Origin of the sequence: Isoptericola sp. AK164, from assembly GCF_029643425.1 — a bacterium.
Classification (GTDB): domain Bacteria; phylum Actinomycetota; class Actinomycetes; order Actinomycetales; family Cellulomonadaceae; genus Isoptericola; species Isoptericola haloaureus.
The window spans coordinates 1,103,691-1,126,948 of the sequence record NZ_CP119106.1 but is presented as its reverse complement, the minus strand read 5'-3'; the positions used below and the strand labels follow the sequence as shown (position 1 = coordinate 1,126,948).

The window sequence follows — 23,258 nt, the reverse complement described above, 5'->3', positions numbered from 1 at the left end:
TCTTCCCACGTCACTCTCCGCGACCGGGGCCACGCTCCCTGGTCGGATCGCCCGTGGGCCGCGGCAGCAGCTGCGCTCGACGTCGCCGACCTCGCCGCACTGCCCAAGGGGCGCGCTGTCGTCCTGGCCTCCGGATCACGTCCCACGCTGATCCGCACCCAGCCGTGGATGACCGGACCGCATGCCGCCGCGGTGCAGGCCTCCCTCGACGCCCACGACCCGCAGGCCGCGCGCACGATCCACGAAGCCGAAGAATCGGTCGCCGAGGTGGAGGCCGACGAGTTCGAACGGACCACGGCGTGAGCGACTGGGGCGAAGACGACATCGACACCCCGGATCGACGGCCCACCGTAGCGAGCGCCTGGTGGCGCGACCACGCCGACCACCAGATGCCCGCGCTCTTGGACCCAGACGGCCCATTCGCGCTGGCGACCGAAGGCAACGAGAACACCTGCACGCACGGCGAACCACTGCCCTACGTCGCGCCGCCAGGCGGCATGTTCCCCGACGTCCGTGAGGACCAGAGGTGACATGACGTCGCAGACCCCGGAACGCTGCGCAGAAGTGGTGGCCCTGCACACAGCAGGGCCACCACTCTCATGCCACGTCAGGATTCGTCAGTGCGCAGTTTCCCGCTACTCCGCTTTCGCAGGACCGCAGATATTGTTCCTGCGAAGACCAGTGCCCAGAAGATCTCCCAGGCCCATTCGGATCCGTCGGCTATGCGCGTCCCGTAAACGACGGCGACCGCCGTTGCGCAGACCAGCACCCCAAGGACGACGGCGAACACGCGACGGGTGGATATCATCCTGAGCGACACAAAGAATGCCACTCCGCAGACACTGGCGATGAGGTAGTCGATCACGTGCAGACCTCACCTTCGGTGAACTTGACCTCACCGGGGAGGCTCACCTCGAGATGAGGGGTGCCCAGTTCAGGATCTGAGATCTTGACAGTCCCGGGTCCGCTCGGGTTGGGGGAGCACGTGACCTCGGTCACGGCTCCGCCCGCTTGAGCGACCATGGGCTCGGCTCGCTTGGCGTGTCCCGCTTTCGCCGCTTCCGTTCTGGCGGGGAACGACAACGCTGCCCTGATCGGGTGCGACCTCGGCGATCTTCCGGGCCGGCTGATCGACATCGTCCAGTGGCTCGGCGACAGCCACAGTTGTCGACGCAATGAACGCAGCCGACGCGGCGCCCATGACGGCGCGTCGGATCCTCTTGAATTCCAGCTTGACTCCTCAGATCTGGCTTGAGTGTCTTCTAGCAGGCAACCCTAGTTCCCGGGCGGTGGCGTCGCGGCGCTGCGGGCTGTCGTACGTCGTGTGGGACTCATCCCGGGAAGCCGCTGCCGCTGCTTCGCGCTGTTCGGCCTCGACCGCTGCGCGCAGGCGCTCGTCCGGGTCGGGCTCGTGCTCGACCGCGGCACGGGTCACCGCGGCCGCGCGGTCCTGCCGGTCTGCTTCCTGCACGAGTTGCTGGGCTTCGGCGTTCTCAGCGGCGCCGCGCGTGCGCTCGGCGTCCGCTGCTGCCCCTGCGATTGAGCGTCTCTGTTCCTCCGGAACGAGGCGCTGATTCCGGAGGAACAGAGACGCTCGACGCCGTCGGATAGCCTCGGGCACGTGACCCACGACACCCCCGGCGCCCCGACCCCGAGCGCCACCACCAGCGCGCCCCGCACCCCCACCGCCCTCGACGCCGCGGCCGACGCCTACGTCCGCCGCTTCGCCGCCCTGGAACCGATCGCCGCGTCCTTCATGGGCCTGCCCGGGCACGACCACGAGCTGCCCGACCTGTCCCCCGCCGGTCACGAGGCGCGCGCGGACCTGGACCGGGCGCTGCTGCGCGAGCTGGACGAGCTCGAGGCCGCCGGCAAGACCCCCGTCGACGACGTCGACCGGGTCACGCTGGCCGCGATGCGCGAGCGCGTGGGCCTGTCCCTCGAGCTGCACGAGGCCGGTGAGCCCCAGGCGAGCCTGAACAACATCGAGTCGCCGGTCCAGCAGCTGCGCGACCTGTTCGACGTCGTCCCCACCGGGACCGTCGAGGCGTGGGAGAACATCGCCGCGCGCCTCAACGCCGTCCCGGAGGCGCTGGCCGGCTACACCGCGTCGCTGCGCCTCAGCGCCGAGCAGGGTCGCGTGGCAGCGATCCGTCAGGTGCGCGCCGCCACCTCCCAGGCCCGCGACCTCGCCGGTCCGGAGTCGACGTTCACCGCCCTGGTGCGGGGCGACGACGCCGCCCGCGTGCTGGACGACTCGGCCGCCTGCAGCCTCGTGCGGGCCGAGCTGGAGCGGGGTGCCGCCGCCGCGTGCGCGGCCTACGGCGAGCTGGCGGACTTCCTGGAGCACGGGCTGGCCCCGCAGGCGCCGGAGCAGGACGCCGTCGGCCGCGAGCGCTACGCCCTGTTCTCCCGCGAGTTCCTCGGCGCCGAGGTCGACCTTGACGAGACCTACGAGTGGGGTCTGGCCGAGCTGGCCCGCATCGTGGCCGAGCAGGAGGCCGTCGCGCGCGAGATCGCCGGCCCCGACGCCACCGTGTCCGACGCCGTGGCCGTGCTGGACGCCGACGCCGACCGGCAGCTGCACGGGACCGACGCGCTGCGCGCCTGGATGCAGACCACCGCCGACGCCGCGATCGAGGACCTGGCCGGCACCCACTTCGACATCGAGGGCCCGGTGCGCACGATCGAGTGTCGCATCGCCCCGACGCAGACCGGCGGGATCTACTACACGCCGCCGAGCGACGACTTCTCCCGCCCGGGCCGCATGTGGTGGTCCGTCCCGCCGGGGGTCACCGAGTTCACCACCTGGCGCGAGACGACGACGGTCTACCACGAGGGGGTCCCCGGCCATCACCTGCAGTGCGCCGCTGCAGTCTCGGCCAAGGACAGCCTGAACTCCTGGCGCCGGCTGGCCTGCTGGGTCTCCGGCCACGGCGAGGGGTGGGCGCTGTACGCCGAGCGCCTCATGGCCGACCTCGGTCACCTGGACGACCCGGGCGACCGGCTCGGGATGCTGGACGCCCAGCGCCTGCGGGCGGCCCGCGTCGTGATCGACCTCGGGGTGCACCTCGGCAAGCCGTGCCCCGAGGAGTGGGGCGGCGGCACGTGGGACGCCGACAAGGCCTGGGGATTCCTGACCTCGAACGCCGACATGGACGCCGAGTTCCTGCGCTTCGAGCTGGACCGGTACCTCGGCTGGCCGGGCCAGGCGCCGTCGTACAAGGTGGGCCAGCGGCTGTGGGAGCAGATCCGCGACGAGGCCCGCGCGACCGCGGAGGCGCACGGCGAGGAGTTCGACCTGCGCGCGTTCCACGCCCGCGCGCTGGGCCTCGGGTCGGTCGGGCTGGACGTGCTGCGCGAGGCGCTCGCCTGACGTGCAGGGTGTCGTCACCGGCTTCGCCATCATCGGCGTCGTCATCGTCGCCGGGTACGTGGCTGCGCGGCTGCGCATCGGCGGGCCGGGCGCCCGCGAGGCGCTGAACCGGGTCGGGTTCTTCATCGCGTCCCCGGCGCTGCTGTTCACGGTGGTGGCCGACGCCGACCTCGGTCGGCTGCTCGCGGCGCCGCTGCTGGTGCAGCTCACGGCGGCGTTGACCGCCGCGGCCGTGTTCGTCGTCGTGAATCGGCTGTGGTGGCGGCTGCGGGTCCCGGAGGCGACGATCGGTGCGCTCGGGTCCGGGTACGTCAACGCCGGCAACATCGGGCTGCCCGTGGCGATCTACGTGCTCGGCGACGCCACGGCGGTGGTGCCGGTGATCGGCCTGCAGCTGCTGATCGTCTCGCCGCTGGTGCTGCTCCTGCTGGACTCGGCCACGAGCCGGAAGGTCTCGCTCGGGTTCGTCGTCAGCCAGCCGGTGCGCAACCCGATCATCCTCGGCGCGCTGGCGGGCGCGGCCGTGTCCCTGACCGGGGTGACGGTGCCGGACATCGTCCTGGCGCCGCTGGAGATCCTCGGCGGGGCGGCGGTGCCGATGATCCTTCTGGCCTTCGGCATGTCGCTGCACGGGTCGCGGCCGTTGCGGGGCGAGGAGGGCCGGGCGCCCGTGGTCGTGGCCACCGTGCTCAAGGCGCTGGTCATGCCCGCGGTCGCGTTCGCCGTGGCCCGGTTCGGGTTCGGCCTGGACGACGCCGCGGTCGCCACGGCGGTGACGCTCGCCGCGCTGCCGACGGCGCAGAACATCTACAACTACGCCGCCCGGTTCCGCCGCGGCGAGGTGCTGGCCCGCGACACGGTGCTGATGACGACGCTCGCCTCGCCGGTGGTGATGATCGTCGCGGCCGCCCTGCTCACCTGATCCAGCACCCGTCGCCTGTTGTGGGCGTGAAATCTGCCACCCTGAAGCGTTTCACCACTGCAGATTTCATGCCCACAACGAGGGCAACGGGGTGGGGCGGGGGCGAGTAGGGTGCCGGACGTGACGCGACTCGTGCTGGCCAGCCAGTCCCCCGCCCGCCTGTCCACGCTGCGCAGCGCCGGGGTCGACCCCGGCGTACTGGTCAGCGGCGTGGACGAGGACGCGGTGCTGGCCGCCGCCCGCGAGCGCTACCCGGACCTGCCGCCGTCGGACGCCGTGCTGACGCTCGCGCAGGCCAAGGCCGAGGAGGTCGCCCACCGCCTCGAGGACGGCGACTCGGGCCACGACCAGGACGGCGCCACGCCCGCCGGTCTGGTGCTCGGCTGCGACTCGATGCTGGAGATCGACGGCGAGGTCGTCGGCAAGCCCGCCGACGCCGACGAGGCCCGCGAGCGCTGGCGGGCGATGCGCGGACGCTCCGGCGTGCTGCACAGCGGTCACTGGCTCGTCGACACCCGCGACCCGGACGACGGCGGCACCGGCGCGACGCTCGGCGCCACCAGCTCGACCACTGTCTGGTTCGCCGACCTCGACGACGACGAGATCGACGCCTACGTCGCCACCGGCGAGCCGCTGCACGTCGCGGGCGCCTTCACGATCGACGGACTCGGCGGCCCGTACGTCGACCGGCTGGAGGGCGACCACCACGGCGTGGTCGGGGTGTCGCTGCCGCTGCTGCGCGCGCTGCTGGCCGAGATCGAGGTGCCGTGGCGCACGCTGCGCGACGGCAACCGCACCGGCACGTCCACCAGCACCGCCTGAGCACCCCGCCCGCCTGACGAATCCGCCAACGCACGCCCCCGCTCCGGGGCGCCGGACCCCCGGTCCATGTGGGATGTGCACAAACGCCCGCGATCCGCGTTGGCACCCGGCACAGACTTCCGGACGGGGCCCGCACGGAGTACCGGCGCACGGGTCGGCGCGCGTTACCGTGAGCCGTGCCCTCCATCAGCAAGGTCTTCATCGCCAACCGTGGTGAGATCGCCGTCCGCATCGCCCGTGCCTGCGCCGACGCCGGCATCGCCTCCGTCGCGGTCTACGCCGACCCGGACCGGCAGGCGCTGCACGCCCGGCTCGCCGACGAGGCGTTCGCGTTGAACGGCGCTCGCGCCGCCGACACCTACCTGGACGTGGACAAGCTGCTCGACGTCGCCCGCCGCTCGGGCGCCGACGCCGTGCACCCCGGCTACGGGTTCCTGTCCGAGAACGCCGGGTTCGCCCAGGCCGTCATCGACGCCGGGCTGACCTGGATCGGCCCGCCGCCGTCGGCGATCGAGTCGCTCGGCGACAAGGTCAGCGCCCGGCACATCGCCCAGCGTGCCGGAGCCCCGCTGGTCCCCGGCACGAAGGACCCCGTCGCCGACGCCTCGGAGGTCCGCGCGTTCGCCGCCGAGCACGGTCTGCCGATCGCCATCAAGGCCGCCTACGGGGGCGGCGGCCGCGGCCTGAAGGTGGCGCGCACGCACGAGGAGATCGACGAGCTGTACGACTCCGCCGTGCGGGAGGCCGTCGCGGCCTTCGGCCGGGGCGAGTGCTTCGTCGAGCGCTACCTCGACCGGCCCCGGCACGTGGAGACGCAGTGCCTGGCCGACACGCACGGCAACGTCGTGGTGGTCTCCACCCGCGACTGCTCCCTCCAGCGCCGGCACCAGAAGCTCGTCGAGGAGGCCCCCGCGCCGTTCCTCACCGCCGAGCAGGAGGCCGAGCTGGACCGCGCCTCGAAGGCCATCCTGCGCGAGGCCGGGTACGTGGGCGCCGGCACCTGCGAGTTCCTCGTGGGCACCGACGGCACGCTGTCCTTCCTCGAGGTCAACACCCGCCTGCAGGTCGAGCACCCCGTGACCGAGGAGGTCACCGGCATCGACCTGGTGCGCGAGCAGCTGCGGATCGCCGACGGCGCCGAGCTCGGCTACGAGGCCACCACCGTGCGCGGCCACAGCCTGGAGTTCCGCATCAACGGCGAGGACCCGGCCGCCGGGTTCCTGCCCGCCCCGGGCACCGTGTCCACGCTGCGCTGGCCGTCCGGGCCGGGCGTGCGCGTCGACACGGGCGTCGTCGAGGGCGACAGCATCTCGGGCCTGTTCGACTCCATGATCGCCAAGCTGATCGTCACCGGCGCCACGCGCACGCAGGCCGTGCAGCGGGCCCGTCGGGCGCTGCGCGAGCTGGAGGTCGCCGGCATCCCCACGGTCGTGCCGTTCCACCGTGCCGTGCTGGAGGCGCCGGACTTCGTCCCGGCCGCCGGCGAGGACGCCGGGGCGGACGACTTCGCCGTGCACACCCGGTGGATCGAGACGGACTTCGCCGACGAGCTGGCCGCCCTGTCCCCCGCCGCACCGGCACCGGTCGCCGACGAGGAGGAGCCGGCCGAGGCGACCCCCGAGCGCGTCGTCGTCGAGGTCGGCGGGCGCCGTCTCGAGGTGGTGCTGCCGGCCGGTCTGGGCATGGCCGCGGGCCGGGCCCGCCGCGCCGACGCCGCCCGCCCGCGCCGGGCGCGCCGCAACGGGCGGGCCGCCGCCGCCGGGAACGCCGGCACCACCCTGGCCTCCCCCATGCAGGGCACCATCGTCAAGGTGGCCGTCACCGAGGGCGACGAGGTCGCCGAGGGCGACCTCGTCGTCGTGCTCGAGGCCATGAAGATGGAGCAGCCCATCACCGCCCACCGTGCCGGCACGGTGACCGCAATCAGCCTGGAGCCGGGCGCGGGCGTCTCGGCGGGCACGGCGATCTGCGAGATCTCCTGACCGGTGCGTCTGCCGCCCGGTGTCCCGCACCACCGTCACCCCGGTGACGGCTGGGTGACCTGCGGGGACCACCGGCACTGGGGCCTGCACGGCGCCGCCGGACTGTTCCTCGTGCGCCACGACGTCGCGGCGTCGTCCGAGGCGACCCACGTCGTGCTCCAGCACCGCGCCACGTGGTCGCACGAGGGCGGCACCTGGGGCATCCCGGGAGGCGCCGTCCAGCCGACCGAGTCCGCCGAGACGGGGGCGCTGCGCGAGGCCGCCGAGGAGGCCGGGATCGACCCGGCGATCGTGCGTGTGGTCGGCGAGCACGTGCTCGACCACGGCGTGTGGACCTACACGACCGTCGTCGGCCACGTCACCGCCGGCGTCGAGCTGGTCCCGGCGGCGACCGACCACGAGAGCATCGAGGTGGCCTGGGTCCCGGTGTCGGCCCTGGCCACGCTGCCGCTGCACCCCGCCTTCGCGCAGGCCGTACCGCGCCTGCTCACGATAGCCTCACGAGGATGAGCCCGACCGCGCGCGACCGGCACTCGCTGCTGCTCCTCGCGCTGGTCACCGTGATCGTCGCCGAGCTCGTTCGGGCCAGCGGCCCCCTGCTGGACCACGCCTTCGCGGCGGGGGTCACCACGGCCGCGCTGGCCGCGCTGGCGACCTATCTCGCCCCGGCCGTGCTCGTCGCCGCTCTCACCGCCGGCCGCCCCGTGTCGGGACGCACCGTGCTGGTGGCCGTGTCTCTCCTGGTGGCCGCCCGCGTCGGGCTGCAGGCTCTCGGAGCCCGGATCGCCGCCGTCCCGCCGGCCCCCGGGCTCGGCGAGCTGCGCTTCTACGGGGGGCTGGGCACCGTCGCGCTCGGGTTCGCCACGCTCGTCCTGGTGGCCGCGTTCGCCTCCGGGACGTCCGCGGAGCCGGCCGACGACGGCGCTCCACCGCCCGGGCCCGGGTCGCTCGTCGCCCGCGGCGTGACGCTGGGGCTGCTCGGCGCGGCGGCGGTCGCCGTGCTGCAGGGCACCTGGGACGCCGTGTGGCGGTCGGACGCCGCGAGCTGGGCGGTCACCGGGCTCCTGGGCGCCGGGGCGCTGGTCGTCGCGGTCCGGCTGCGCCGTCGCGGGCACCGGCCGGGGGCGCGCGGGCTCTGGCTGCTGGGCTCCTTCCTCGCGCTCGGCGTCCAGGCGTTCGCCAACCCCGCCTTCGTCGCCTCGACCACGGGACTGCCGCTCGCCGCGGCCTCAGGTGCCACCGCCGTGGCGGCGCTGGGGGTCGGCGTGGCGCTGTCGGTCCACCGGCCGGCGGTCGGCCCCTGGGCGGCCGCCGTGACGTTCGTCGGCGGCACCTGGCTGCTGTTCCTCACCGTGCCCCTCCTGGCGGACCCCGCCCCGGTCTGGTCGTGGGCCCTGCTCGTGGTGGCCACGGCGCTGCCGGCGGCCGGGGCGCGCACGCTCGCCGCGGCCTGGTCCCGGCCCACCCGGGTGCTGCGCGGCCGGCGGCTCGTGGGCGTCACCGCGGCCGCCGGGCTCGGTGCCGCCCTGCCGCTGCTGGTGTACCAGCTGCACTTCGAGGTCCCGCTGCCGGTGCCCGCGGGCCTGGTGCCCGTGGTCGCGGCCGCCGTCGTGGCGCTGCCCGCCCTCGTGGGGTCACGTCGGCTCGCCCGGCTGGCCCCCACCGCCGGACCGCTGCTGACGGGCGCCGTGGCGCTGCTCGCTGCGGCCGGCACGGTGACGGCCCTCGCGACCGGACCCGGCGCCGAGAGGGGGCCCGCGCAGGACGTCGCGGACGACGACGCGCTGACGGTGCTGTCGTGGAACGTGCACTACGGCGTCGGGCCGGGGCCGTCGGTGCGCCTGGGCGAGATGGCCGACGTCGTCGAGGACTCCGAGGCCGACGTCGTCGCCCTGCAGGAGGTGTCCCGCGGCTGGGTGCTCGGCGGCGGTGCCGACATGCTCTCGTTCCTCGCCGACGCGACCGGGATGGAGCACGCCTTCGTCCCCGCCGCGGACCGGCGCTTCGGCAACGCGCTGCTGTGGGACCCGGAGCGCGTCACGGCCTCCGACGTCGACCGGGTCGCGCTGCCGTTCGGCGACGGCCCGCAGGACCGCTCGGCGCTGGCCGCGACGTTCCGCCCGGCCGGCGGCGGGACCACGGCGGACGGCGTCCGCGTCGTGGCCACGCACCTGCAGCACCGCGAGGAGAACCGCACGACCCGGCTCGAGCAGCTCGACGCGCTCTTCGACGCCGAACCGGTCGACGGTCCGTACGTGCTGGCCGGCGACCTCAACGCCGAGCCCGGGTGGCCCGAGATCACCGCGCTCGAGGAGCGCGGCCTGGTCAGCGGGCAGGACGCCGTCGGCGACCCCGCCGCGCTGACCTCGCCCGCCGTGGACCCCCGCTACCGCGTGGACTGGGTCCTCGCCTCCGAGGACCTGACCTTCACCGCGTTCGAGGTGCTCGACGTGACGACCTCGGACCACCGGCCGCTCGTCGCCACCGTCGCCCCGGCGGGCTGAGCGGCAGCAGCACCGCCGGGACGAAGCGGCCGGTCAGACCGTGAGCTGGCCGTGCAGCACCCGGGCGGTCTCGCCGATCGTGCCGGTCAGCGACGGGTACACGGTGAAGGCGTCCGCCACGTCGTCGACCGTCAGCCGGTGCGAGACGGCCAGGGTGACGGGGAAGATCAGCTCGCTCGCGCGCGGGGCGACCACCACGCCGCCGAGCACGACACCGGCCTCCGGGTGGGCGAACAGCTTGACGAAGCCGTCGTGCACGCCGTGCATCTTCGCGCGCGGGTTGCGCGCCAGCGGCAGCGTCGTGGTGATGTAGCGCGACCCGCGCTCGCGCAACCGCGCCTCGGACTCCCCCACCGTGGCGATCTCCGGCGCGGTGAAGATGTTCGCCGCGACGTTGCCCAGGCGCAGCGGCGCGACGGCGTCACCCAGGGCGTGCGCCATGGCGACGCGGCCCTGCATCGCCGCCACCGAGGCCAGCGGCAGCACCCCGGTGCAGTCGCCGGCCGCGTAGACGCCGCGCACCGAGGTGCGCGAGACCCGGTCGACCTCGATGTGGCCCGACGACCGGACCTCGACGCCGGCCTCGGCCAGCCCGAGGTCCTCGGTGTTCGGCACGCCGCCGACGGCGATGAGCACGTGGGATCCCTCGACCACCCGGCCGTCCTCCAGCGTGACGGCCACGCCGTCCTCGGTCCGCTCGGCCGCGGCGGCCCGCGAGCGCGACATGACCGTCATGCCGCGGGACCGGAAGACCCCCTCGAGGAGCTCGGCGGCGTCCTCGTCCTCGCCGGGCAGCACGCGGTCGCGCGAGGACACCAGCACGACGTCGGAACCGAGCGCCTGGTAGGCGCCGGCGAACTCGGCGCCGGTGACGCCGGAGCCGACGACGATCAGCCGCTCGGGCAGCTCGTCGAGGTCGTAGAGCTGGGTCCAGGTCAGGATGCGCTCGCCGTCGGGCGCGGCGGTGGGCAGCGTGCGGGGCGTGGCCCCGGTGGCGATCAGCACGATGTCGGCGTCGAGCGTGCGCTCCGCTCCGCCGTCGGACGGCGTGACGACCACGCGGCTGGGGCCGTCGAGCCGGCCGGAGCCCTCGACGACAGCGACGCCCTCGCGCTCCAGGCGGGCGCGGATGTCGGCCGACTGCGCGGCGGCCAGGGCCAGCACACGGGTGTTGACCGCCTCCAGGTCGACGAGCGCGCGGCGTGCCTCCTGGTCGTCGCCGGGCGCGACCGGCGTCTTGCCGGAGCGGATGCCGAGCTCGGGCGCCGACTCGGCCAGGGTCAGCCACTCGGCGGTCGCGATGAGCGTCTTGGACGGGACGACGTCGGTCAGGACGGCGGCGCCGCCGAGCCCGTGCCGCTCGACGACCGTCACCTCGGCTCCGGCGCGGCGAGCCACGAGTGCGGCCTCGTAGCCTCCAGGGCCGCCGCCGATGACGACGACGGTGCGGTTGGGTCCGGCAGGGGCATTCTTCTCGGCCATCACGGGTGCCATTGTGTCAGCCCCGGCGGAGGGGCGCGGGCAGGGATACCCTCGGGTCCATGAGCACCACACCTGCTACGACGCCGGATCTCGACGACCCGGCGACCGACCCGTTCGACGTCGCGCGGGCCGCGGCCGACCACATCGCCGAGGTGACGGGAGTCAGCGGCCACGACGTCGCCCTCGTCCTCGGGTCCGGCTGGGGCGGGGCCGCCGAGCTCGTCGGCGACGTGGTCGCCGAGGTCCCCACGCACGAGATCCCGGGGTTCGCGCGGCCCTCCGTGGTCGGACACGCCGCGACGACGCGCTCCATCCGCGTCGAGCGGCCCGACGGCTCGACCCGCAACGCCCTGGTGATCGGCGGCCGCACGCACCTGTACGAGGGCCGCGGGGTCCGCCGGGTGGCGCACGGCGTCCGGACCGCGGCGGCGACGGGGTGCACGACGGCGGTGCTCACCAACGGCTGCGGCGGCCTGCACATGGCCTGGCGCCCCGGGCAGCCCGTGCTGATCAAGGACCACCTGAACCTCACCGCGACCTCCCCGCTGGAGGGGGCCACCTTCGTCGACCTCACCGAGGTGTACTCGGAGCGGCTGCGCGACGTGGCGCGGTCGGTCGACCCCGAGCTGCCGGAGGGCGTGTACGCCCAGTTCCCCGGCCCGCACTACGAGACCCCGGCCGAAGTCCGCATGGCCGGCGTGCTCGGCGCGGACCTGGTGGGGATGTCCACGACGCTGGAGGCGATCGCGGCGCGGCACACCGGCATGGAGGTGCTGGGGATCTCCCTGGTGACCAACCTCGCCGCCGGTGTCAGCCCGCACCCGCTGTCGCACGACGAGGTGCTGGAGGCCGGCCGGGCGGCCGGCCCGCGGATCAGCGACCTGCTGGCCCGCATCGTCCGCGAGATCTAGGGGGACCAGGATGACGGAGTCCTTGGACGAGCTGCTCGCCCGTGTCGAGCACTGGATCCGGCACGACGTCGACGACACGGACGTCGACGAGCTGACCCGGCTCGTCGGGTACGCGGCGGCCGACGGCGGCACCCGGCACCCGTCGGCGCTCGCGGAGCTGCGCGACCGGTTCGACGGCACGCTGGAGTTCGGCACGGCGGGGCTGCGCGGCACGATGGCGGCCGGCCCGAACCGGATGAACAGCGCCGTCGTCGTGCGCACCGCCGCCGGGCTCGGCTCCTACCTGCACGAGGCGCTCGGCGCCGGGGCGGGGCCGCGCGTGGTGGTCGGCTACGACGCCCGGCACCGGTCCGCGGACTTCGCGCGCCGGACCGCCGAGGTGCTGACGGCGGCCGGGGTCGAGGTCCTGCTGCTGCCGGCCGCGCTGCCCACCCCCGTGCTCGCGTTCGCCGTCCGGCGTCTGGAGGCCGACGCGGGCGTGATGGTCACCGCGAGCCACAACCCCGCGGCCGACAACGGCTACAAGGTCTACCTCGGCGGACGGGTGGTGACCGACGAGGGACAGGGCGCCCAGCTCGTCTCCCCGTACGACGAGCGCATCGCCGCCCACGTCGCGGCCGTCGGCCCGGCGGACGAGGTGCCGCGCCACGCCGAGGGGTGGACGGTGGTCGGCCGCGAGATCGTCGGCGACTACCTGGCCGCCCTGGCTCCGCTGCGCACGGCCGCCCCCGAGGCCGCCTCCCGGCTGACGATCGTGACGACGTCGCTGCACGGCGTGGGCGGGCCGCTGCTGGCACGGGCGCTGGCCGACGCCGGGTTCACCCGCGTCATCCCCGTCGAGGAGCAGGTCGCCCCGGACCCCGACTTCCCGTCGGTGGCCTTCCCGAACCCGGAGGAGGCCGGCGCGATGGACCTCGCGCTGGGGCTCGCGATCGACTGCGGCGCCGACCTCGTCATCGCCAACGACCCGGACGCCGACCGGTGCGCCGTCGCCGTGCTGGACGTCACCCAGGGAACCCACCAGGGGGTCGAGACGGCCCGGTCCAGCGGCTGGCGGATGCTGCACGGCGACGAGGTGGGCATCCTGCTCGGCAGCGAGGCCGTGGCCCGCGCGGTGGGCCGGCCCGGGGCGACGGTCGCCAGCTCGGTCGTGTCCTCGCGGGCGCTGTCCCGCATCGCCCGGGACGCGGGCGTGGAGCACGCCACGACGCTGACCGGGTTCAAGTGGATCTCCCGCGCCCCGGAGCTGGTCTTCGGCTACGAGGAGGCTCTCGGCTACTGCGTGGACCCGGAGAACGTGCGGGACAAGGACGGCATCAGCGCGGCCGTCGTGGTCGCCTCGCTCGCGGCCCGTCTCAAGGCGGCCGGCCGGACGCTCATCGACGACCTCGACGACGTCGCGCGGGCGCACGGGCTGTTCGTCACCGGGCAGCTCTCGGCCCGCTTCAGCGACCTGAGCGAGATCCCCGCGGCGATGTCCCGCCTGCGCTCGGACCCGCCGCGCGAGCTCGGGGGGGCGCCCGTGCGCGTGGTCGCCGACCTGGCGGACGGCTACGAGGGCCTGCCGCCCACGGACGGCGTGCTGCTGCTCGCCGAGGACGACACCCGCGTCGTCGTGCGCCCCTCGGGCACGGAGCCGAAGCTGAAGTGCTACCTGGAGGTCGTCACCCACGTGGCCCCGGACGCGACGCCGCTCGACGTCGGGACGGCCCGCGTCGCGGCGCGGGAGCGCCTGGGTGACCTGTCCAAGGAGATGAACGCGGCGCTCGGGTTCTGACCCGCTCCCCGTTCTCCGCTCCTCCCTCTCACGCCGAGATCGACGCACGGTGCGTCGAGATCGACGCACGGTGCGTCGATCTCGGCGCGGGTGCGTCGATCTCGCGGTCAGGGGGTGGCGAGGGCGGCGTCGTCCTGCTCGACGGCGGCGGTCCAGTCCTTCTTCGCGGCCCGCCAGGCCTCGTCGTCGTGGCCGCGCCGCCAGTACCCCGACGCCGAGAGCCGCTCGCGCGGGACGCCGAGCACGGAGCGGGCCCAGCGGCGCAGCGTCCGCACGCACCCCGCCTCGCCGTGCAGGAACGCGTGCGGGACGCCGTCGGGCAGCTCGCCGGCCGCGTGCAGCCGCTGCACGGTGTCCTCCAGGGTGGCGTCACCGCGGTGCACCCACGTGATCGTCACGTCCGCGGCGGAGTCGACCCCCTGCTCGTCCTCCGGTCCGGGGACCTCGACGACGGCGTGGGCCCGCGCGCCCGCGGGGAGCGCCTCGAGCGCCGCGGCGACGGCGGGCCAGGCCGAGTCGTCACCGACGAGGAGGTGCCACGGCGCCTCGGGGTCGGGGGCGTAGCCGCCACCGGGTCCGAGGAACGTGACCTGCTCCCCCGGTCGCGCGACCGCGGCCCAGGGGCCGCCGAGGCCCTCGTCGCCGTGGACCACGAAGTCGAGGTCCCACTCGGTGTCGCGGACCGCGCGGATCGTGTAGGTGCGCACCACGGGTCGGGCCCCCTCGACCGGCGGCGGGCCGACGACGAGCTTGACGTACCGGTCGGTGAACTCCGTCGGGTCGAGGCCCGGCAGGTCTCCGCCGGTCAGAGTGATCCGCACCATGTGCGGGGTCAGCCACCGCACGGCGCCGACGGTCGCGGACTTCGGGGTGCGCTTGCCGGCGGGCGGGCCGCTGCGGCGCTCGGTCGTCTCAGTCATCGTAGGTAAGCCTAACCTACCTTTGGCGCACGCCGTGGTCGGACGCCCGTCACGACCGCTGCAGCCGACGGACGCCCGTGACCGCCAGCCAGAACGCCACCACGACGACGGTCGGAGCCGACCCCGCACCGAACCGCGCCAGCAGCCGCGCAGGAACCACCCCACCACCATCACCACGGACAGATCGCCCGTCGGACCCGCCATCGGCGCGCACTCAGCCGCACCGACGCCGGGGCGAGCACCTGGACGGTGCCGTAGGTCTTGGAGACGCTCTCGACGTCGACCGGTGCATCGCTCACGGCGCCGAGGCTACCGAGCCCCGGCCCGCGGGCGGATCACCCGACGCGGCGGGTCAGTACCCGCCGTCGTCCGCCGCGCCCGCGGCCGCGGTCCCCTCGTCGAAGCCCGCGAGCACCGCGGCGGTGCCCGACAGCCCCAGGCGCGTCGCGCCCGCGGCGATCATCGCCTGGGCGTCGGCCAGGGTCCGGACGCCGCCCGAGGCCTTGATCCCCAGGCGACCGCCCACGGTGGCGGCCATGAGCTCGACGGCGTGCACCGAGGCGCCCCCGGTGGGGTGGAACCCGGTGGACGTCTTGACGAAGTCCGCGCCGGCGGCCTCGGCCGCGCGGCAGGCCGCGACGACCTCGGTGTCGGTCAGGGCCGCGGACTCGATGATGACCTTGAGGATCTTGTCGGACGGCACGGCGGCGCGCACGGCGGCGATGTCGTCCTGGACGACGTCGAAGCCTCCGGCCTTTGCCGCGCCGATGTCGATGACCATGTCGACCTCGTCGGCACCGTCCAGCACCGAGCGGGCGGCCTCGGCGGCCTTGATCTCGCTGGCGTGCTTGCCCGAGGGGAAGCCGCACACGGTCGCCACGGCGAGACGTCCGCCGGCGGCCTCGACCGCGTGGGCGACGAAGGTGGGCGAGACGCACACGGAGAAGACCCCGAGCGCGGCGCCCTCGGTCACCAGGGCGGAGACGTCGGCCGCCGTCGCCTCCGGCTTGAGCAGCGTGTGGTCGACGTAGCGGGCCAGTGCCGCGCGGTCGGTCGGGACGGCGGTGCCGGTGCCCGGCGTGCTGGTGTCGTCGCTCATCGCAGAGCCCCCTCGATCTTCTGGTAGCCGGGCAGGATCAGGTCGTCGACGAGGTCGCGGCGCTCGTCGTGGTGCAGGAACGCGCTCCACGCCGCCGTCATCGTGACGTCGGCGAGGTCGTCGATCGTCCAGCCCGCCTCCGAGACGAGCAGTCGCATCTCGTGCGACATCGACGTGCGCGACATCAGCCGGTTGTCGGTGTTGAGCGTGACCGCGAAGTCCAGCTCCTTGAGCCGGGTGATCGGGTGCTCGGCGATGGTGGACACGCCCGGCGCCGCCGCGGTCTGCAGGTTGGAGACCGGGCAGACCTCGAGAGCGATCTGGTGGTCCCGGACCCAGTGCGCCAGGCGGCCCAGCGTCGCGGAGCGGTCATGCTCCGAGAACGTGATGTCCTCCATGATCCGCACGCCGTGGCCCAGCCGGTCGGCCTGGCCGAGGTGCACCGCCTGCGCGATGGACTCCAGACCGGCGGCCTCGCCCGCGTGGATCGTCGTCGGGAAGTTCTGCTCGGCCAGGAAGCGCCACACCTCGGCGTGGCGGTCGGGGGCGAAGCCGTCCTCGGGACCGGCGATGTCGAACCCGACCACGCCCGCGTCGCGGTATGCCACGGCCAGCTCGGCGACCTCCATCCAGCGGTCGGTGTGGCGCATGGCGGTCACGAGCTGGCCGACCCGGATGGTGCGGCCCTGCTCGGCGGCCTCGCGCACACCGGCGTCGATGCCGTGCTGCACCGCCTCGACGGTGTCGGGCAGCGACATCCCGCGCTGCAGGTGCTGCTCGGGGGCCCAGCGCTGCTCGGCGTACACCACGCCGTCGGCCGCGAGGTCGAGCACGGCCTCGCGGGCGACGCGGGCCAGGGCCTCCGGCGTCTGCATGACGGCGATCGTGTGGTCGAAGGTCTCGAGGTACCGGGGCAGCGAGCCGGAGTCGGCGGCGTCGCGGAACCAGGTCGCCAGGGCGTCGGCGTCGCCGACGGGCAGCTCGTGACCGACGGCGTCGGCCAGCTCGAGCACGGTCTGCGGGCGCAGCCCGCCGTCGAGGTGGTCGTGCAGCAGGACCTTGGGCAGATCGCCGATGGCGTCGAGGAGGGCTTGCGTCATGGGCCCCAACCTACCTGCGCCGACGGGCCGTCGCCGGGCCCCGGGACCGGCTCGTGAGCGGGCTCACGCGGACAGGTCGTCGCCGGGTGCCTCCGGGTCGTCGGTCGGCACCTCGATGTCCTGCTCGACGACGTCGGCCTCGTTCGCCGACCCGTCCAGGTCGGGCCGCGGGAACCCCGGGTGGTACTCCTCGGCCTCGGACTCGTGCTGCGGCTGCTCGGGCGCGGACCCCGCCTCGTCGAGCAGGCTGGTGGTCTCCTCGGGCGTCTCCAGGCCGGCGTCGCGCCAGGCGTCGTTCGGCGTCGTGCTCATCTCTCCATGGTGACGCGCCGAGCGGCTCGACGCGAGCAGGGAGGTCAGTGCAGCCGGTCCAGCACGATCGGGGGCCGGGACACGGCGGTGCCGCCGGGCGCCACCGCCCAGCCGCCGTCGAGGGCGTCGAGCGCGCGCTCGAACCGCTCCGGGGTGTCGGTGTGCAGGGTGAGCACCGGCGCACCGGCGGCCACGTGCTCACCGGGCCGCGCATGGATCTCGACGCCGGCGCCCGCCTGCACGGGGTCCTCCTTGCGCGACCGTCCGGCACCGAGACGCCACGCGGCCACGCCGACGGCGTAGGCGTCGAGCTCGCTGACCACGCCGTCGCGGTCGGCGACCACCTGGTGCGTGTGCCGCGCGGTCGGCAGGGGTGCGTCCGGGTCCCCGCCCTGGGCGGCGATCATCCGCCGCCAGACGTCCATCGCCCGCCCGTCGGACAGGGCGCGGCGGACGTCGTCCTCGTCCGCCGGACGGCCGGCCGCGGCCAGCATCTCCACGGCGAGCGCGACGGTGAGGTCGACGACGTCGTCCGGTCCGCCGCCGTCGAGCACCTCGACCGACTCGCGCACCTCGAGGGCGTTGCCGGCCGTGCGACCGAGCGGGATCGACATGTCGGTCAGCAGCGCCACGGTACGGACCCCGGCGTCGGTGCCGAGCTCGACCATGGTGCGCGCGAGCTCGCGCGCCTGCTCGAGGTCCTTCATGAAGGCGCCGGACCCGACCTTGACGTCCAGCACGAGCGCACCGGTGCCCTCGGCGATCTTCTTGGACATGATCGAGCTCGCGATGAGCGGCACGGCCTCGACGGTGCCGGTGACGTCCCGCAGCGCGTAGAGCTTCTTGTCCGCCGGCGCGAGGCCCGCCCCGGCGGCGCAGACGACCGCGCCGACGTCGTCGAGCTGGGCGAGCATGTCCTCGTTGCTCAGCCCGGCACGCCAGCCGGGGATCGACTCCAGCTTGTCCAGCGTTCCCCCGGTGTGCCCGAGCCCGCGTCCGGACAGCTGCGGGACCGCGACCCCGAAGGCCGCCACCAGCGGTGCCAGCGGCAGGGTGATCTTGTCCCCCACGCCGCCTGTGGAGTGCTTGTCCGCCGTGGGGCGGGACAGCGAGGAGAAGTCCATGCGCTCGCCGGAGGAGATCATGGCGTGCGTCCACCGCGAGATCTCGCCCCGGCTCATGCCGTTGAGCAGGACCGCCATGGCCAGGGCCGACATCTGCTCCTCGGCCACCACGCCGCGGGTGTAGGCGTCGATCACCCAGTCGATCTGGGCGGACGACAGGTGGTGGCGGTCCCGCTTGGTGCGGATGACGTCGACGGCGTCGAACGGTTCGCTCATCGGTCCAGGTCCTCCGGTCCGAACGCCTGCGGCAGCAGGTCGGACATGGTGACGACGCCGCGGGGCGTCTCGACGATCAGGTCGGGGCCGCCGTGCTCCCACAGCAGCTGGCGGCAGCGGCCGCACGGGGTGATGACGCGGCCGCGACCGTCCACGCAGGTGAAGGCGGTCAGCCTGCCGCCGCCGCCCGTGACCAGCGCGGAGACCAGGGAGCACTCCGCGCACAGGGTGACGCCGTAGGCGGCGTTCTCCACGTTGCAGCCCACCAGCAGGCGCCCGTCGTCCGCGTAGGCGGCGGCGCCGACGGCGTACCCCGAGTAGGGCACGTAGGCGTGGCGGGTCACGTCCGTGGCGGCGGACCGCAGGGCGTCCCAGTCGACCGAGGACGGCACCGCGCTACTCCTTCGTGTACGGCGTGGCGAGCGCCGCCGGCGGCCGCGACCGGCCCACGAGCCCGGCGACGGCGAACAGCGTGACCACGTAGGGCAGCATCAGCATGAACTGGCTGGGCACCGGGGACCCGACGACGGAGAGCACGTTCTGCAGGTTGGTGGCGAACCCGAACAGCAGCCCGGCCAGGGCCGCCCGCACCGGGTTCCACTTGCCGAAGATCATGGCGGCCAGCGCGATGAAGCCGGCGCCGGCGGTCATCTCCCGGCCGAACTGGTTGATCGACACCACGGTGTAGAACGCACCGCCCATGCCACCGACGGCGCCGGCGATCAGCAGCGCGCGGTACCGGGTGCGCAGCACCTCGATGCCGACGGTGTCGGCCGCCCGCGGGTGCTCGCCGACGGCCCGCAGCCGCAGCCCCCAGCGGGTGCGGAAGAGCCCGTACCAGACGAGGAACACCACGACGGGCATCAGGTAGACCACGATCGTCTGGTCGAACAGCACCGGGCCGACGACCGGGATCCGCTCGAGGAACGGGATCGGGATCTGCTCGAAGCGGGTCGTGGAGTTCAGCGTCTCGGTGTTCGGCACGAGCACCAGCGAGTAGAAGAAGCTCGTCAGGCCGATCACCAGCACGTTGAGGACGACACCGACGATGATCTGGTTGACGCGGTAGGTGATGGTGAAGACCGCCAGGACGAGACCGACCAGGGCCGCGGCGATCATGGCCGCCAGCAGGCCCACCCACGGGCTGTTGGTCAGCGAGCCCGCCACGGCGGCCGTGAAGGCACCCGCGAGGAGCTGGCTCTCGATGGCGATGTTGATCGTGCCGGAGCGTTCGCCGATGACACCGCTCAGCGAGCCGTACACCAGCGGCACCGACAGGGCGATCGCCCCGCCGAGGAGCCCGACGACGGACAGGTCGCGCGGGCTGCCGGCGGCGGCCCAGGCCAGGAAGCCGACCAGCAGCGCGGCGGCGTACACGCCGGTGGCCCACAGCGGGGTCCTGCGCTGCGCGCGGGTGGCGACGACGGAGACGACGAGCAGCGCCGCGGCGACGGCGGCGCACACCCAGGCGGTCGCCATGCCGGGCAGCACGTAGACCGGCAGCTGGAAGAAGTCGGTCGGCGTCGACAGCGAGAACCGTGCGCTGCCCTCGCGCGGGGCGAGCAGGAGCAGCAGGGCGTACAGGGCGAGGACGACCGCCAGCGCGATCGAGGTCTTCCACGAGACGGTGGTGACGGTGCGGGGAGCGTCCGACGTCCCGGTGGGGGCGCCGTCGACGGTGGGCGCGCTCATGCCGCCGCCTCCTTCCTCGCGGCCTGCGACCGCTTCTTCCTCGGCTTGCCGCCCGGCTGCGGGAGCCGGAACACGGCCCGCACCAGCGGCGGCGCGGCGATGAACAGCACGATGAGGGACTGCACGACGAGCACGATCTCGATCGGGATGCCCTCGGCGGCCTGCATCGCCGAACCACCGGCCTTGAAGGCGCCGAACAGGATGCCGGCGCCGAGCACGCCGATCGGGTTGGAGTTGCCCAGCAGGGCGACGGTGATCGCGTCGAAGCCGATCCCGGCGTCGATGTCGGCGCCGAACCCGGTGGTCACGGTCCCCAGCACCTGGGTCACACCGGCCAGCCCGACCAGCGCACCGGCGACGAGCATGACCGAGACGGTGGACCGCGAGACGTCGATACCGGCGACGCGGGCGGCCCGCGGGTTCTCGCCGACGGCGCGGTAGGAGAACCCGACGGCCGACCGGTTGAGGATCCACCACACCACGGCGACGGCCACGAGGGCGAGGATGAAGCCCCAGTGCAGCGTGTACCGCTCCCCCAGCAGCGGCGGCAGCTGGGCGGACTCCGGCGTCGGCGGCGTCTTCGGGTTCGCCGAGCCGGGCGCCTGCATGAGCCCGGGCGTCGCCAGGAAGTACGACAGCAGGTACAGCGCGACGTAGTTGAGCATGATCGTCACGATGACCTCGTGAGCACCGGTGCGGGCCTTGAGCAGGCCGGCGATGCCGGCCCACAGGGCACCGGCCAGGATGCCCGCGACCAGGGCGAGGATCAGGTGGATCGGGAAGGGCAGGCCCGTCACGCCGAAGCCGACCCAGCCGGCCGCGGCGGCGGACATCAGCATCTGGCCCTGACCACCGATGTTCAGCAGGCCGGCGCGGAACGCGATCGCGACACCGAGACCCGCGGCGATCAGCGGCGTCGCGTTGTTCAGCGTCTGCGTCAGCGGCCGGATGCCGGCGGCGAACGTGTCGGCCCGGAAGTTGTAGACCGCGCCCTGGAACAGTGCCGAGTAGGCGCCGCCCACGGCCTCGCCGACCGCCGCGAAGGTGTCGGCGGGCCGGGTGAAGAAGTAGGCCGACGCTTCCTGGACGGCCTCGTCGGTGACGATGATCATCAGCGACCCGGCGATCACGGCCAGCAGGATCGCACCGAGCGAGACGGCCCAGCCGCCGGAGATGATCCGCCGGAAGGCGTCCTGCCAGCGCTGGTCGTCGGACTCCTGGTCGCCCTCCTCGCGGGCGCGGTCCTGCGCCAGCGCCTCGGCGAGCCCGGGGTCGGTGGAGGCGTCGACGTGCTCGATGTCCTCCTCGAGCCGGTTGTCGGACGAGTCGGCGGAGTGCCGGTCCGGGGTCTCGCTCACGCCGATCCCTCCTCGCGTGTCCGCTGCGGTGCCGGAGCGAGCGCCCGCAGCGAGCCTGCGAGCGCAGGGCGATCGCGACCAGCGAGCATTGCTCCGATTGCCTCGTACCTCGCCACCCCTGCGCGGGGGCTCCTCGCGCTCACGCGGCGTCTCCTTCGCTCTCGGGCGCGACGCCGGCCATCATCAGGCCGAGCACGTCGCGCGGGGTGTCGGCGGGCACGATGCCGACGACGCGACCGCGGTACATGACCATGATCCGGTCGGCCAGGGCCACCGCCTCGTCGAGCTCCGTCGACACCACGATGACCGGGATCCCCTGGTCGCGGGTCTCGACGATGCGCTTGTGGATGAACTCGATGGAACCGACGTCGACGCCGCGGGTGGGCTGGGCGGCCACGAGCAGGCGCAGGTCGCGGGACAGCTCGCGGGCGAGGACGACCTTCTGCTGGTTGCCGCCGGACAGGCGGCCGACGGGCAGGTCGATGCCGGTGGTGCGCACGTCGAACTCGTCGACCTTCTCGCGCGCGAACTCGTCGCGCAGGCCGAGCTGCAGCGAGCCCGCGCGGACGAACGGCGCGCCGTCGGTGCGGTCGAGGATGAGGTTCTCGGCGATCGTGAACTCGCCGACCAGACCGTCCGTGCTGCGGTCCTCGGGGACGAAGCCGACGCCGGCGTCCAGGACCTTGCGGACCGACCGCCCGCGCAGCTCCTCGCCGTCGAGACGGATCGAGCCCTGCAGGTCCGGGTGCAGACCGATCAACGCCTCGGTGAGCTCGGTCTGCCCGTTGCCCTGCACACCGGCGATGACGAGGATCTCGCCTCCGCGCACCGAGAAGCTGACGTCGTCGACGACGATCTGGCCGTCGGGGCGCGCGACGACGAGGTTCTCCACGGCCAGCTCGTTCTCGCCGTGGCGGGCCGCCTCCTTGTCGACCGTCAGCTGCACGGCGCGGCCGACCATGAGGGAGGCGAGCTCGTTGTCCGGGGCGGTCGGGTCGGCCTCGCCGACGACCTTGCCGTGCCGGACCACCGTGATGCGGTCCGCGACCTCGCGGACCTCACGGAGCTTGTGGGTGATGAAGACGATGGCCTTGCCCTCGTCCTTGAGCTGGCGCATGATCGCCATCAGCTCGTCGGTCTCCTGCGGCGTGAGCACCGCCGTGGGCTCGTCGAAGACGAGCACCTGCGCGTCCCGGCTCAGGGCCTTGATGATCTCGACGCGCTGCTGGACGCCGACCGGGAGCTCCTCGACGACCGCGTCCGGGTCCACGTGGAAGCCGAACCGGTCCGCGGTGCTGCGGACGGTCTCCCGCGCGGCGGACAGGTCCAGGATGCCCGGGCCCGACGTCGTCTCGTGGCCGAGCATGACGTTCTCGGCGACGGAGAACACCGGCACGAGCATGAAGTGCTGGTGCACCATGCCGATCCCCGCGTTCATCGCGTCGCCGGGGCCTTCGAAGTCCTGCACCTCGCCGTCGAGGAGGATCTCGCCCTCGTCGGCGTCGTACAGGCCGTACAGGACGTTCATCAGCGTGGACTTGCCCGCGCCGTTCTCGCCCAGCAGACAGTGGATCTCGCCCGGTTCGACCACCAGGTCGATGTGGTCGTTGGCCACCAGCGCGCCGAAACGCTTGGTGATCCCACGCAGCTCGAGCCTCATC

The 23,258-nt window shown here is 73.9% G+C and carries 23 protein-coding genes; 11 read left to right on the top strand and 12 right to left on the bottom strand.

Annotated elements, in window-relative coordinates; translation table 11 throughout:
- Positions 1-168 precede the first annotated feature (168 nt).
- On the top strand, positions 169-303 hold the full coding sequence (locus PO879_RS05035; RefSeq protein WP_278236834.1) for a hypothetical protein: 135 nt from the start codon (positions 169-171) through the stop codon (positions 301-303).
- Positions 300-530, top strand: coding sequence for a DUF4913 domain-containing protein (locus PO879_RS05030; protein ID WP_278236833.1), 231 nt, complete (start codon positions 300-302; stop codon positions 528-530). The genes PO879_RS05035 and PO879_RS05030 overlap by 4 nt, the downstream gene beginning before the upstream one ends.
- 77 nt (positions 531-607) lie before the next feature.
- On the opposite strand, the gene PO879_RS05025 is transcribed toward PO879_RS05030, so the two are convergent.
- Positions 608-865 carry a hypothetical protein gene (locus PO879_RS05025; RefSeq protein WP_278236832.1) on the bottom strand — a complete coding sequence of 86 codons (258 nt, stop codon included), beginning with the start codon at positions 863-865 and terminating at the stop codon, positions 608-610.
- Between the two features lie 459 nt (positions 866-1,324).
- Between PO879_RS05025 and PO879_RS05020 the strand changes: the two genes are divergently transcribed.
- The 7 genes from PO879_RS05020 to PO879_RS04990 all read left to right on the top strand — a co-directional run bounded on the left by PO879_RS05020 (position 1,325) and on the right by PO879_RS04990 (position 9,606).
- Entirely contained in the window at positions 1,325-1,543 is a 219-nt protein-coding gene (locus PO879_RS05020) for a hypothetical protein (protein ID WP_278236831.1), read from the top strand.
- 78 nt (positions 1,544-1,621) lie between these two features.
- Positions 1,622-3,376, top strand: coding sequence for a DUF885 domain-containing protein (locus PO879_RS05015; RefSeq protein WP_278236830.1), 1,755 nt, complete (start codon positions 1,622-1,624; stop codon positions 3,374-3,376).
- 1 nt (position 3,377) lies between these two features.
- Complete coding sequence (locus tag PO879_RS05010) at positions 3,378-4,298, top strand: AEC family transporter (RefSeq protein ID WP_278236829.1); 921 nt, start codon at positions 3,378-3,380, stop codon at positions 4,296-4,298.
- 120 nt (positions 4,299-4,418) lie between these two features.
- Entirely contained in the window at positions 4,419-5,120 is a 702-nt protein-coding gene (locus PO879_RS05005; protein ID WP_278236828.1) for a Maf family protein, read from the top strand.
- Between the two features lie 176 nt (positions 5,121-5,296).
- On the top strand, positions 5,297-7,102 hold the full coding sequence (locus PO879_RS05000) for a biotin carboxylase N-terminal domain-containing protein (RefSeq protein WP_278236827.1): 1,806 nt from the start codon (positions 5,297-5,299) through the stop codon (positions 7,100-7,102).
- A gap of 3 nt (positions 7,103-7,105) precedes the next feature.
- The gene (locus PO879_RS04995) at positions 7,106-7,612 is read left to right on the top strand and encodes an NUDIX hydrolase (RefSeq protein WP_278236826.1); all 507 of its coding nucleotides are present in this window, start codon (positions 7,106-7,108) and stop codon (positions 7,610-7,612) included.
- Positions 7,609-9,606, top strand: a complete 1,998-nt coding sequence (locus tag PO879_RS04990; RefSeq protein ID WP_278236825.1) for an endonuclease/exonuclease/phosphatase family protein — start codon at positions 7,609-7,611, stop codon at positions 9,604-9,606. The genes PO879_RS04995 and PO879_RS04990 overlap by 4 nt, the downstream gene beginning before the upstream one ends.
- A gap of 33 nt (positions 9,607-9,639) precedes the next feature.
- On the opposite strand, the gene PO879_RS04985 is transcribed toward PO879_RS04990, so the two are convergent.
- Positions 9,640-11,088: an NAD(P)H-quinone dehydrogenase gene (locus PO879_RS04985; RefSeq protein WP_278236824.1), complete on the bottom strand. Its 1,449-nt coding sequence runs from the start codon at positions 11,086-11,088 to the stop codon at positions 9,640-9,642.
- A gap of 59 nt (positions 11,089-11,147) precedes the next feature.
- Here PO879_RS04985 and PO879_RS04980 point away from each other — a divergent pair, with 59 nt between their 5' ends.
- Positions 11,148-11,999: a purine-nucleoside phosphorylase gene (locus PO879_RS04980; protein WP_278236823.1), complete on the top strand. Its 852-nt coding sequence runs from the start codon at positions 11,148-11,150 to the stop codon at positions 11,997-11,999.
- Between the two features lie 10 nt (positions 12,000-12,009).
- Positions 12,010-13,776, top strand: a complete 1,767-nt coding sequence (locus PO879_RS04975; protein ID WP_278236822.1) for a phospho-sugar mutase — start codon at positions 12,010-12,012, stop codon at positions 13,774-13,776.
- 107 nt (positions 13,777-13,883) lie between these two features.
- Here PO879_RS04975 and PO879_RS04970 read toward each other — a convergent pair whose 3' ends face one another.
- The 10 genes from PO879_RS04970 to PO879_RS04925 form a co-directional block, all read right to left on the bottom strand.
- Positions 13,884-14,696, bottom strand: a complete 813-nt coding sequence (locus PO879_RS04970) for a siderophore-interacting protein (RefSeq protein WP_278236821.1) — start codon at positions 14,694-14,696, stop codon at positions 13,884-13,886.
- Positions 14,697-14,866: 170 nt separating this feature from the next.
- The gene (locus PO879_RS04965) at positions 14,867-14,995 is read right to left on the bottom strand and encodes a hypothetical protein (protein WP_278236820.1); all 129 of its coding nucleotides are present in this window, start codon (positions 14,993-14,995) and stop codon (positions 14,867-14,869) included.
- 53 nt (positions 14,996-15,048) lie between these two features.
- A complete protein-coding gene (gene deoC, locus PO879_RS04960) occupies positions 15,049-15,795 on the bottom strand; it encodes a deoxyribose-phosphate aldolase (protein WP_278236819.1) in 747 nt (248 codons plus the stop codon).
- Positions 15,792-16,895 (bottom strand): adenosine deaminase, encoded by a 1,104-nt coding sequence (locus PO879_RS04955; RefSeq protein ID WP_278236818.1) that lies wholly within the window; start codon positions 16,893-16,895, stop codon positions 15,792-15,794. Before PO879_RS04955 ends, deoC begins: the two co-directional genes overlap by 4 nt.
- Positions 16,896-16,958: 63 nt before the next feature.
- Complete coding sequence (locus tag PO879_RS04950) at positions 16,959-17,207, bottom strand: hypothetical protein (protein WP_278236817.1); 249 nt, start codon at positions 17,205-17,207, stop codon at positions 16,959-16,961.
- A 44-nt stretch (positions 17,208-17,251) separates the two neighbouring features.
- Positions 17,252-18,547, bottom strand: coding sequence for a thymidine phosphorylase (locus PO879_RS04945; RefSeq protein WP_278236816.1), 1,296 nt, complete (start codon positions 18,545-18,547; stop codon positions 17,252-17,254).
- Positions 18,544-18,939, bottom strand: coding sequence for a cytidine deaminase (locus PO879_RS04940; protein ID WP_278236815.1), 396 nt, complete (start codon positions 18,937-18,939; stop codon positions 18,544-18,546). The genes PO879_RS04945 and PO879_RS04940 overlap by 4 nt, the downstream gene beginning before the upstream one ends.
- Positions 18,940-18,943: 4 nt before the next feature.
- Positions 18,944-20,239 (bottom strand): ABC transporter permease, encoded by a 1,296-nt coding sequence (locus tag PO879_RS04935; protein WP_278236814.1) that lies wholly within the window; start codon positions 20,237-20,239, stop codon positions 18,944-18,946.
- Positions 20,236-21,492: an ABC transporter permease gene (locus tag PO879_RS04930; protein WP_278237456.1), complete on the bottom strand. Its 1,257-nt coding sequence runs from the start codon at positions 21,490-21,492 to the stop codon at positions 20,236-20,238. The genes PO879_RS04935 and PO879_RS04930 overlap by 4 nt, the downstream gene beginning before the upstream one ends.
- A 244-nt stretch (positions 21,493-21,736) precedes the next feature.
- Positions 21,737-23,257: an ABC transporter ATP-binding protein gene (locus tag PO879_RS04925; RefSeq protein ID WP_278236813.1), complete on the bottom strand. Its 1,521-nt coding sequence runs from the start codon at positions 23,255-23,257 to the stop codon at positions 21,737-21,739.
- Position 23,258 lies beyond the last annotated feature (1 nt).